This is a genomic window from Vibrio sp. 1249-1 (genome assembly GCF_033340495.1).
The window spans coordinates 1-794 of record NZ_JAWOWJ010000383.1 but is presented as its reverse complement, the minus strand read 5'-3'; the positions used below and the strand labels follow the sequence as shown (position 1 = coordinate 794).

The window sequence follows — 794 nt, the reverse complement described above, 5'->3', positions numbered from 1 at the left end:
GCTGGGAAATTCGGAAATCTATGAGAACTCCCTGATCCTGCGTGTGCCGATTTTGTCGGAAGGACACTATTTATCAGAACTGTCTAACGAAAACCAAGGCACGAAAGCCATTGGCTACATCGCGGTAGAAATGGATCTTTCATCTCTGCGCTTACAGCAATACCAAGAAGTCTTCTCCGCTTTCCTTGTTTTGATCCTTGGTCTTGGGCTTGCGAGCGTGTTTGCTTCCCGCTTAATGCATGATGTTACCCAACCAATCACGCACATGAAAAACGTCGTTGATCGCATTCGTCGTGGTCACTTGGATGTGCGTATCGAAGGCAAAATGCACGGCGAGTTAGACCAACTGAAAAACGGTATCAACGCCATGGCGGTTTCGCTATCGGAATACCACGTCGAGATGCAGCACAGTATAGACCAAGCCACGTCAGACCTACGCGAAACCTTGGAACAGTTAGAAATTCAAAACGTTGAGCTCGATATTGCGAAGAAGCGCGCACAAGAAGCCGCACGTGTGAAGTCAGAATTTTTGGCCAATATGTCGCACGAATTACGTACGCCATTGAATGGTGTAATTGGCTTTACTCGTCAAATGCTCAAAACGCAGCTTTCTAATAGCCAAACCGACTACTTGCAAACCATTGAGAAGTCCGCAAACAACCTATTAAACATCATCAATGACATTCTCGATTTCTCGAAATTGGAAGCCGGTAAGCTGGCGTTGGAAAACATTCCATTTGATTTCCGCGAAAGCTTAGAAGAAGTAATCAACCTACAAGCCACCAGCGCGCATG

1 protein-coding gene is annotated in these 794 nt (G+C 46.2%); it reads left to right on the top strand.

What is annotated here, in order from left to right:
• A partial coding sequence (locus tag R7Z50_RS26510; protein WP_318149615.1) for a histidine kinase dimerization/phospho-acceptor domain-containing protein occupies positions 1–794 on the top strand: 794 nt, incomplete at both ends.